Raw genomic sequence first — 3992 nt, 5'->3', positions numbered from 1 at the left:
ATAAAAAAACTAATTTCTATTAGCAAGCAAGATTCATCCAATATATTCATTCTGTTGTTTTCTATAAATTTTTCAAATGTATTTTTTAAGTTTTTTTAAAGCTTTATTTTTAATCCGCACGTAGTCATAATAATGATTGTCACCTTTACCATCACAAGCTATTTCCTTAAGACTCTCCTGAAGAAGGTAAAATCTCTCCACAATGTCCTTTTCAAAGGGGGTTAGTTTTTCTAAGGCGTCATAAAGCCTCTTAACTTCATCGTAAGCGATCACTTCATCCTCTAAGGTGAAACTATATTCCACAGCTGCATTTTGACGTGCAGGCTCAGCATTGGGCACTTCTCTGTAGTGCTTTATCTTTCCTTTTAAAAGAGCTTTAAAATTAGTTCTAATAGAATGTATACAGTACCCATCAAAAGTATTGCTACCAAGTTTATAAAGATTCACTGCTTTTATAACGGAAAGATACCCTTGCTGAACCAGGTCTTCAAATTCATAAGAAGGTATGTAGTAATTAGTAGCTAACCTAATTATTAAAAACTTATATCTTTCAATAATATCCATTAAAGATTTTCTGTCCCCATTCTTTGCTTTTTCAACTAAACTCTCCAGAATAAACACCACCCTTTTTTATTTACATACCCATTATACATTTTTTTCAATAATTGGTAAATAATTTTTTATTTTTTTTAATTATTTTAAAATTGGTGTATAAAAAATAACGATCAATAGAAAACAGCTCATAAATAATAATTCCAAAAAATGTAATTACATAAATTACCAATATACTTATTTCTATAGATGTATTGCTAATCTGACACAAGCTTGTTGTGTCAGATTGAAAATGGCTTGATATCTAGCTTTGCAAAAAAATGTAAATTACCAATTGACTCTAATCTGACATATTGACTATTTTTTAATTGTTGTGTAATATAAGAACTGGGAATTCTAATTTCTTACAATGTATGATATAAAAACAACCTAAAGAGCTAATGTATAAGACAATATTTTACAAGCTAAGCTATGAAATTTACGCTTGTTAAATGTTTAACAAGGTGTTAACGAGAGGAAGAGATAAAATGAAAGCTGTAGAGCCAATAAGAGATATAAGAACAATAAGAATTATGAGATCGTATTTAAGAGACCAGAGTTTTCGAAATGAGCTTTTATTTATTTTGGGGATAAATGTTGGGCTTAGAATAAGTGATATTTTAAAATTAACATTTGATGATGTGATGAACTTCAAAACTATGAGAGCTAAAGAATATGTAATTATCACAGAAAAGAAAACATCAAAAACCAAAAAGTTTTATATAGGGTCCATAGTAAGTAAACTTATTGAAGGCTACGCGAATACTTTAGATGAAGTCGTTCCAGAAATGTATGTGTTTTGTAGTAAGAAAGCAAAAAATAATCCAATATCTCGCCAACATGCCTGGTATATATTAAACTATGCTGCTGAAATGATAGGAATAGTTGAGAGGGATTTTAAAGGAAATATAATATCCGGAGAAGTTGGGACCCATACTATGCGAAGTGCGACTTGTTTCTAAGTGAAAAGCTTAGACTAATTAGTTGATTGAATTCAAAAATTAGAACTGTTATAACAAAAAGTAGAATGATAGGGTAACGCCTTGAAATGCTTTCTCTAAGTCTCCGACTAGCGTGGTGGTGAATAAACACCTAAAGGTTAGAAGCTCGGTGAAGTCGGCTGAGAGTACACCGTAAGTAGAAGAAATATTATACCTACACGAATAGCGAACCAGAGGTGGTCGAGTGTATGATAGGCCGGGAGTCTATAAAATATTTATGGTTAGGAAGTTCATAAGAACTGACGAAATTGGGAATGTACGGGTCTTTATAGTGAATACTCAGAAATGGGTATAACACATATGTGTTAGTGAGTGTGGATGAGTAAGATTTTCTTATATGAAAATCCATATAATGTTACAGGCATTATCAAGCTTACAAGGCTTATACCAATGACCTAAGGATATATGATAAAGATAGTAATAACGGAACAAGGGAAGCTTGGAATACGGAGGGTTTATTCCCCATGAAGTAGTGATAAGGAAAACACACGTATAACTTATCTTAATCCAAGTGAAAGTGGTGGCATAAAGCTACAATGGATTCTGTAACGGTATCCTAGCAATAGCCACTAGACAAATTGTTATTTGAAAATTAAATACTGAATAATTCAAGGTTCGAGTAAGACTAAGAGAAATGAAACACCGTGAGGGGTAGTAATTGACTTGAAGGAAAACTTTAAATTAGAGAAAAGACAGAAGTTAAGAAATAATGAATATTATAATATGCAAGACGTATTTGACAATCTGTATAAAGATTCTAAGGAAGGCAAAAGATTTACCAATCTACTGCAATATATAACCTCGAAGCAAAATATCCAATTAGCATATAGGAATATTAAAAGTAATAAAGGTTCAACTACTGTTGGAACGGATAATAAAGATATCTCCTATTTTAAAGCTATGGATAGTAATAAGTTTACTAAACTTATACAAAGCAAGTTTGCAAACTATCACCCTAAAAGTGTGAGAAGAGTGGAAATACCTAAACAAGGCTCTAACAAAACTAGACCTTTAGGTATTCCATGTATAGATGATAGAATAATGCAACAATGTATTGTTCAAGCATTAGAGCCAATATGTGAAGCTAAGTTCCATAATCATAGCTATGGTTTCAGACCAAATAGGTCTACAAAACATGCTATTAGTCGATGTATGTCTCTTATAAATGCATCTAAATTACATCATGTTGTAGATATAGACATAAAGGGTTTCTTTGATAATGTTAATCATGCAAAGTTAAAAAAACAATTATGGAATATAGGTATACAAGATAAGAGCTTACTAAGCATCATTGGTAAAATACTTAAATCAGAGATACAAGGTGAAGGAATTCCCACAAAAGGAACGCCCCAAGGGGGTATAATTAGTCCTCTATTATCTAATGTAGTATTAAATGAGTTGGACTGGTGGATAAGTTCTCAATGGGAAACCTTTGAAACAAAACATCAATATGCTTGTAGACATAAGTATAGAGCGATAAAAACAACTAGCTTAAAAGAAATATTTGTAGTAAGGTACGCTGATGATTTTAAGATATTTTGTAGAGATTATAAAACAGCACAGAAAATTTTTAATGCCACAAGGTTATGGTTAAAAGAAAGATTGGACTTAGATATAAGTCCTGAGAAGTCCAAAGTAACCAACATTAGAAAAAATTATACAGAGTTTTTAGGATTTAAACTTATGGCTAAGCCTAAAAAGAATAAATACGTGTGCCAAAGCCATATGAGTGACAAGGCTATAAAAAGCACAACTCAAAAAATTAAAAGGCAGATTAAAAATATTCAAAGAAATATAACACCACAACAAGTAAACAGATTGAACTCAATTATCTTAGGAAGTCACAACTATTACCGTTGTGCCACCTATGTTAACCTTGACTTCAACAAAATTAATTTCTTAGTCCTAAAGACCTTTTATATTAGACTACGAGCCAGAATGACACACAAACTATGTCTTACTGAAACATACCATAGGTTATATGGAGATTATAATGGGAAACCAAATACAATACACGGAGTCTCTATTTTCCCAATATATGGTTGCAGAACAAAACCTCCAATGAACTTTAGGCGAGAAATATGTAATTATACAAAGGAAGGTAGGGAGCATATCCATGCAAGTTTAGGTGGAAAATATTCTATGCATATAGAATACTTACTACGTAACCAAATGGGTAACAATACCACCGAATATAACGACAATAGATTATCTCTTATGGCAGGTCAAAGAGGGATATGTTACATAACAAAAGCCTCTCTAATTCCTTGGAAAATGGAATGCCATCACAAGAAACCTAAACACTTAGGTGGAACTGATGAATATAAGAACCTTGTATGGTTAAGTACCGATGCTCATAAATTAGTACATGCAACCAAACAAGAGACCATCAATAAGTAT

3 protein-coding genes are annotated in these 3992 nt (G+C 31.8%); 2 read left to right on the top strand and 1 reads right to left on the bottom strand.

All coding sequences use genetic code 11. From position 1 onward, the window contains the following. Positions 1-72: 72 nt before the first annotated feature. Positions 73-612 carry a sigma-70 family RNA polymerase sigma factor gene (locus ACJAX4_RS22490; RefSeq protein WP_435791676.1) on the bottom strand — a complete coding sequence of 180 codons (540 nt, stop codon included), beginning with the start codon at positions 610-612 and terminating at the stop codon, positions 73-75. Between the two features lie 467 nt (positions 613-1079). Between ACJAX4_RS22490 and ACJAX4_RS22485 the strand changes: the two genes are divergently transcribed. Both ACJAX4_RS22485 and ltrA read left to right on the top strand, forming a co-directional pair. Further along, the gene (locus tag ACJAX4_RS22485; RefSeq protein ID WP_435791674.1) at positions 1080-1553 is read left to right on the top strand and encodes a tyrosine-type recombinase/integrase; all 474 of its coding nucleotides are present in this window, start codon (positions 1080-1082) and stop codon (positions 1551-1553) included. Positions 1554-2255: 702 nt separating this feature from the next. Then, on the top strand, positions 2256-3992 hold a 1737-nt coding region (gene ltrA, locus ACJAX4_RS22480; RefSeq protein WP_435791673.1), incomplete at its 3' end, for a group II intron reverse transcriptase/maturase.

It is taken from the genome of Clostridium sp. (assembly GCF_051278035.1).
GTDB lineage: Bacteria > Bacillota > Clostridia > Clostridiales > Clostridiaceae > Clostridium_AD.
This window is presented reverse-complemented; position numbering and strand designations above follow the sequence as displayed.